Genomic DNA, 6512 nt, shown 5'->3' on the forward strand with positions numbered 1-6512 from the left:
GAGCGTCCTCGGCCACGCAGCGGTCAAGCTTCCCCTATTTTCCCAGGTTTCTTGATCGTCATCGTCAGGATACGTTTGTCCAAGCCGTCGACGACGAGCGCGGTCAGCATGCCTGATTGCCAGGCAAGCGTGTCGACATTGACGCGGTTGGCCATCACTTCCGCCTCCGGTACCGGCGTGTGGCCGTGCACCACGATCTTCGGATAGAGGCCGGTGTGATCGTGGAAAACGTCGCGGATCCAGATCAGATCCTGCGGGTTTTGCCTTTCCAGGGGGATGCCCGGCCGGATGCCGGCATGGCAGAAGAAGAAATCGCCTAGCGTCACTGAAAACGGCAGCGACCGCAGGAAGTCGACGTGGCTTTGCGGCACGGCCTCGACCAGAGCTTGATGTCCTTTGCGCACGGCCGCCTCGGCCTTGCCGAACCACGCGCTGGCGCTATCGCTGATCGCCACGCCGTAGGACTGCGCCGTCTGGATGCCGCCAAACCGGATGAAAAGTCCGTCCGGGTCGGGCCTATTGAGAAAATCGAGAAAGCCGATGTCGTGATTGCCGGCCAGCATCAGATGGCGCGGGTCGCGCTCCCGCGCTTCGATCAGGAAGTCGATGACACCCTTTGAATCTGGACCGCGGTCGACATAGTCGCCAAGATGGATGACACGCCAGTCGGCGGGCGCCTGCGTCTCGATCTCGGTCTTGATGCGCTGATGCATGGCAGCCAGCAGGTCGAGCCGGCCATGCACGTCGCCAATCGAATAAACACGCACCCCCTCCGGCCCATGCGCGTCGAGAAAGTGGATACCTGTTTCCGCCAATTTCTCATTGTCTCCGTGATCAGGCTGTCACGGAACTCTAGAGCAGTTCCAGGAAAATTGTGAAACGCTTTTCCCGGAAAAAGCGCAAAGCGCTTTCCCTTGGGAACTGCGACAAAACAAAGAGATAGAGCGTTTCTGCGTTCGTGAAACGACGACAGCTCTAACGCCGGAGCTGGTCTTTGCCCATGTCGGTGACCAGACGCTTTCCGCACAGCGCCAGCGTGATGTCCATCTCCTTGCGGATGATTTCCAACGCCTTGGTAACCCCTCCCTTGCCGAGCGCACCCAGGCCATAAAGAAATGGCCGGCCGATATAGGTGCCCTTGGCGCCGAGACAGAGTGCCTTCAGCACATCCTGGCCGGAGCGGATGCCGCCATCCATATGCACCTCGATCGTGTCGCCGACCGCATCTGCGATCTCTTCCAGCACGCCGATCGATGAGGATGCGCCATCGAGCTGGCGTCCGCCATGGTTGGAAACGATGATCGCGTCGGCACCGGTCTTGGCCGCCATCAGCGCGTCTTCCTTGTCGAGAATGCCTTTGAGGATCAGCTTGCCGCCCCAGCGTTCCTTGATCCAGGCGACGTCCTTCCACGACAGATGCGGATCGAACTGCTCCGCCGTCCACGATGCCAGCGAGGACATGTTGCCGACGCCCTTGGCGTGGCCGACAATGTTGCGGAAGGTCCGCCGCTTGGTGCCGGCCATGGCGGCACACCAGCGCGGCCGGATGGCCATGTCGACGATGTTCGTCAGCGTCAGCTTGGGCGGCGCCGAAAGCCCGTTGCGGATGTCCTTGTGGCGCTGGCCGAGAATCTGCAGGTCGAGCGTCAGCACCAGCGCCGAGCATTTCGCCGCCTTCGCCCTGTCGATCAGGTTGAGCACGAAATCCTTGTCGCGCAGCACATAGAGCTGGAACCAGAACGGTTTGGTGGTTACGGAGGCAACATCTTCGATCGAGCAGATGCTCATCGTCGACAGGGTGAACGGCACGCCGAATTCCTCCGCCGCCTGCGCCGCCAGCATCTCGCCATTGGCGTGCTGCATACCGGTCATGCCGGTTGGCGCCAAAGCCACCGGCATCGAAACCTTTTCGCCGATCATTGTCGATGCCAGCGAACGGTTGTCCATGTCGACAAGAACGCGTTGGCGAAACTTGATCTTCTGGAAGTCCTCTTCGTTGGCGCGATACGTGCTTTCGGTCCACGAACCGGAATCGGCATAGTCGAAGAACATCTTCGGCACGCGCCGGCGCGCGAGGTCCTTGAGGTCGGCGATGGTCAGGATGTGGCTCATGGGCTTCCCGTTTCGACAGTTAGGAGCGTTTGCGCGCAGGTTCGGTGTCGGTGGTGATGACACGCTGTTTCAGCCGCAGCCGTGAGACGCGCTGCCAGTCGCCGCTGCGCTCGGCCTCCGCCATTGACCGTTCGACATAGGTGATGTGGTCCATCGCCGCTTGCCGGGCAGCGGCCGGGTCGCCGGCCTTCACCGCCGCATGGATCGCCCGGTGCTGCGCAAGCAGCGCCTCGCGCGCGCCAGGCACGCTGAACACCAGGAGCCGGTTCTGGAACACACCTTCCGACAACAGCCGGTAGCAGGATCGCAGCGTGTGCAAAAGGATGATGTTGTGCGCGCATTCGCAGATCGCGTGGTGGAACTCGACGTCGATGTCAGCCTCGTGGTCGAAGTCGCCGGTCCTGTGCGCGTCGTCCATGCGTGCCATGATCTTGTCGAGCAGGGCTATGTCGTCTGGAGTGGCGCGCCGCGCCGCGTATTCGGCCGCCACCGCTTCGATCTCACGGCGGTATTCCAGATAGTCGATCACAGCCTTGCGGTGCATCGAGATCAGGTCCGTCACCGGCTTGGTGAACAGCTGGCCGATGACATCGGCGACATGCGTGCCGCCGCCGGGCCTTGTCGTCAAAAGGCCGCGCCCTTCCAGCGCCTTCAGTGCATCGCGCAGGATCGGCCGCGACACGTCGAACTGGCGTGCGAGCTCGCGCTCGCCCGGCAACCGGTCGCCGGTGCGCAGCACGCCTTCGAGGATGAGGCTCTCGATCTGCTGCACCACCTCGTCGGCGGTGCGCGAATGCTCGATCCTGGAAAAAATGTCGCTCAACTCAATGCCTGGAAGGTGACCCGCTGTCGCGCAGGATAAAGCCTGCGTCGCCAACTGGTCAAATTATTTATCCAATTGGCCGAAGCATGTCGATTTTGCCGCCGGGCACCATGTCATCTTCGGCTAAACTTTGTTGTTTGCGTCACCGGGCTATTGGCTCTAGAGGGACGCGAGTGCAAGAGGGTTCAAAGAAACCCCGGGGAACACGCCGTGTCAGACGACCCGTCCAATCTCGAGTTCCAGCCGCGCGCCAAAGGCAGCGTCATGGGGTTTCCCGCGCATGAGGGCCGGCCCGGCGCGCTCGGCGAGGTCCATGCCCGGCCGCATCCGTTGATCGAAAAGCCGCGCGTGCTGGTGCAGCTCGCCTTCATGACCGAGGGCGGTTCCGGCGTCGACCACGCGGTGCTTTCGGAACTGTCGCGGCGTCTCGGTATCGCCGCACCCGACCGGCAGGCCCGCCATCATGCCATGAAGTGGGGCAAAGGTTCGCTGCGCTGGGAGCGGCACACCGAATTCTCGACCTATCTGTGGGAAGGGCCGCTCTCCGAAAGCGGCAGGACGCCGGAAGATTCGCCATTCGGCAACGGGTTTTCGCCGCCGGGAACCGTCATTTCGGGTATTCGGCTCGAAATCCGCAAGTGGACGCAGGTCAGCGAAAGGCTGATCGCAGGCTTTGATCCCACCAGCCTGTGCTACTCGCTGGTCGAGCGCGGCAACGCCGCCATCGTCACCGATTTCCGCCAGGATGGCGACGGCATGACCCGCATGCTGGTGCTCGACCGCGGCCTGACCCCGGCGCGCACCGGCGCACTGTCGCAGCGGCTGATCGACGTTGAAACCTATCGCACGCTGGCCATGCTCGGCCTGCCGTTGGCGCTGAACCTGTCCGGCCGCGCCCGCCGCATCGAGGACCGGCTGGCACAGACCACGCTGGAGATGAAGGTTGCCGAAACCCGCGACAGCCAGACCTTGCTGGCCGACCTTACCGAACTTGCCGCGGAGCTGGAAGCCGACGCGGCGTCGAGCCTTTACCGTTTTGGCGCCAGCCGCGCCTATGACGGCATCGTCGGCGAGCGGCTGGAAGCGCTGGAGGAAGAGGCCGTGCCCGGCTACGACACCTGGGGCGGGTTCCTGCAGCGCCGCGTCGCACCGGCCATGCGCACCTGCCGTTCGGTTGAGGAGCGGCAAGCCAATCTATCGCGAAAACTGACCCGCGCCACGACGCTGCTGCGCACCTGGGTCGATGTCGAGGTCGAGAAGCAGAACCGCGACCTGCTCGCATCGATGAACAACCGTGCCCGCCTGCAACTGCGCCTGCAGCAGACCGTCGAAGGGCTCTCTGTCGCCGCCGTCTCCTATTACGTGGTCGGCCTCATCGGTTATGTCGCCAAGGGTGCCTCGATTTTCGGCCATGCCTTCGCGCCGGAGGTTATCACTGCTGCTTCGGTGCCCGTCGCCATCCTGCTGGTCTGGTGGGGCGTGCGCCGCGTACGCCGGCTGCATTCCGAACCCGGCAAGCTGGCGGGGGAGTAGCGCCTTCACCCTCCCCCTTGTGGGGAGGGTCGGTGAGCAGCTTGAGCGAAGCGAAACCTGCGAAACGGGGTGGGGGTGCTCATAGGGTGCTGGCCTTGCGCCGCACCCCCACCCCGCTCACTTGGTTCGCGACCCTCCCCACAAGGGGGAGGGCAAGACAGCGGCAGATTGCCGCTGCGGAAGCTGTCTCGTCGGTGAGGCTGGACTTCGCATCACCGCAGCATTTGCAACCAGCGCGCTTCATTGGTAAAAGATTTTGACCAGTCAAGCGAAACGAGGCTGTTGATGTCCGGCCTGGCCATGCCGAAACCAGACGACGCCACGATGCGCCGGCGCGACGAGATCGTCGCCGACATGCGCATCATTGTGCCGGGCGAGGGCGTCGTCGACGCCGCAAATTCCATGCGTGCTTTCGAGAGCGATGGCCTGACAGCCTATCGGCAGCTGCCGCTGGTTGTCGTTTTGCCGCAAACGGTGGCCCAGGTTTCCCGCGTGTTGAAATACTGCAACGACCGCAACATCCGCGTCGTGCCGCGCGGCTCCGGCACCTCGCTGTCGGGCGGCGCGCTGCCGCTGGAAGATGCGGTGCTGCTGGTCATGAGCCGTTTCAACCGCATCCTTGCGATCGATTTTCCCAATCGTGTCGTCATCGCCCAGCCGGGCGTCACCAATCTCGGCATCACCACCGCCGTCGAGCAGGAGGGCTTTTACTACGCCCCCGATCCATCCTCCCAGATCGCCTGCTCGATCGGCGGCAACGTCGCTGAAAATTCCGGCGGCGTGCACTGCCTGAAATACGGCCTCACCGCCAACAATGTGCTCGGCATCGAGATGGTGCTGATTAATGGCGAGGTGGTGCGGCTGGGCGGCAGTCACCTCGATGCGGAAGGCTACGACCTGCTTGGCATCATGACCGGCTCGGAAGGGCTGCTCGGGGTCGTCACCGAGGTCACCGTGCGCATCCTGAAGAAGCCGGAGACGGCGCGCGCCTTGCTGATCGGTTTCCCGACCAGCGAGCAGGGCGGCCAGTGCGTCGCCGACATCATCGGCGCCGGCATCATTCCGGGCGGCATGGAGTTGATGGACCGGCCAGCGATCCACGCGGCAGAGGATTTCGTCCATGCCGGCTACCCTCTCGATGTCGAGGCGCTGCTGATCGTCGAGCTCGACGGACCGGGCGTCGAGGTCGACCATCTGATCGGTCTCGTCGAGGCCATCGCCTACAAGAACGGCTCGACCACCTGCCGCATCTCGCAATCCGAGCAGGAGCGGCTGAGTTTCTGGGCCGGCCGCAAGGCGGCTTTCCCGGCGGTCGGCCGCATCTCGCCCGATTATTACTGCATGGATGGCACCATCCCGCGTAAGGAACTGCCGCGCGTGCTCGCCGGCATGCGCGAACTGTCGGAGAAATACGGCCTCGGCGTCGCCAATGTGTTTCATGCCGGCGACGGCAATCTGCACCCGCTGATCCTCTACGATGCCAACGTGCCGGGTGAGCTCGACAAGGCGGAAAGCTTCGGTGCCGACATATTGCGGCTCTGCGTCAAGGTCGGCGGCGTCTTGACCGGCGAACACGGGGTGGGCGTGGAAAAACGCGACCTGATGCCGGAAATGTTCACCCAGGTCGACCTCGACCAGCAGATGCGCGTCAAATGCGCCTTCGATCCCAACCATCTGCTCAACCCCGGCAAGGTCTTCCCACAGCTCCGCCGCTGCGCCGAACTCGGCCGCATGCATATCTCCGGCGGCAAGCTGCCGTTCCCGGACATTCCGAGGTTTTGACTGGGATGTCAGCGCTTGAACACCCCCCTCTGTCCTGCCGGACATCTCCCCCTCAAGGGGGGAGATCGGCAGCTTCGACATCTCGCCCTACCGCCTCGGTTGGGGATTGGCGAAAGCAAAACCGTCAGCAAATCTCCCCCCTTGAGGGCAGGGCTATCGCATATGAGTAAAGAGCTGGAAGAGGAAGTCTCTGTTCCATCTGGCTCTTCGCATCTTGCTGGCGATGGGTTTGTCGAGAGGATGGGCTTGCAAGATGTTTTGG

General features: G+C 63.1%; 5 protein-coding genes. 2 read left to right on the plus strand and 3 right to left on the minus strand.

Features of this window, described 5'->3' with window-relative positions; all coding sequences use genetic code 11:
* Positions 1-23: 23 nt before the first annotated feature.
* The 3 genes from NKJ89_RS25505 to NKJ89_RS25515 form a co-directional block, all read right to left on the minus strand.
* Entirely contained in the window at positions 24-815 is a 792-nt protein-coding gene (locus NKJ89_RS25505; RefSeq protein WP_352606611.1) for a metallophosphoesterase, read from the minus strand.
* A gap of 160 nt (positions 816-975) precedes the next feature.
* On the minus strand, positions 976-2112 hold the full coding sequence (locus tag NKJ89_RS25510; RefSeq protein WP_352606613.1) for an alpha-hydroxy acid oxidase: 1137 nt from the start codon (positions 2110-2112) through the stop codon (positions 976-978).
* 19 nt (positions 2113-2131) lie between these two features.
* Complete coding sequence (locus NKJ89_RS25515) at positions 2132-2935, minus strand: FadR/GntR family transcriptional regulator (RefSeq protein ID WP_352606615.1); 804 nt, start codon at positions 2933-2935, stop codon at positions 2132-2134.
* 210 nt (positions 2936-3145) lie between these two features.
* Here NKJ89_RS25515 and NKJ89_RS25520 point away from each other — a divergent pair, with 210 nt between their 5' ends.
* Positions 3146-4468 (plus strand): DUF3422 family protein, encoded by a 1323-nt coding sequence (locus tag NKJ89_RS25520; RefSeq protein ID WP_352606617.1) that lies wholly within the window; start codon positions 3146-3148, stop codon positions 4466-4468.
* 285 nt (positions 4469-4753) lie between these two features.
* Positions 4754-6250, plus strand: a complete 1497-nt coding sequence (locus NKJ89_RS25525; RefSeq protein WP_352606619.1) for an FAD-linked oxidase C-terminal domain-containing protein — start codon at positions 4754-4756, stop codon at positions 6248-6250.
* Positions 6251-6512: the final 262 nt, after the last annotated feature.

It is taken from the genome of Mesorhizobium sp. M0047 (genome assembly GCF_040323315.1).
Taxonomy (GTDB): Bacteria; Pseudomonadota; Alphaproteobacteria; order Rhizobiales; family Rhizobiaceae; genus Mesorhizobium.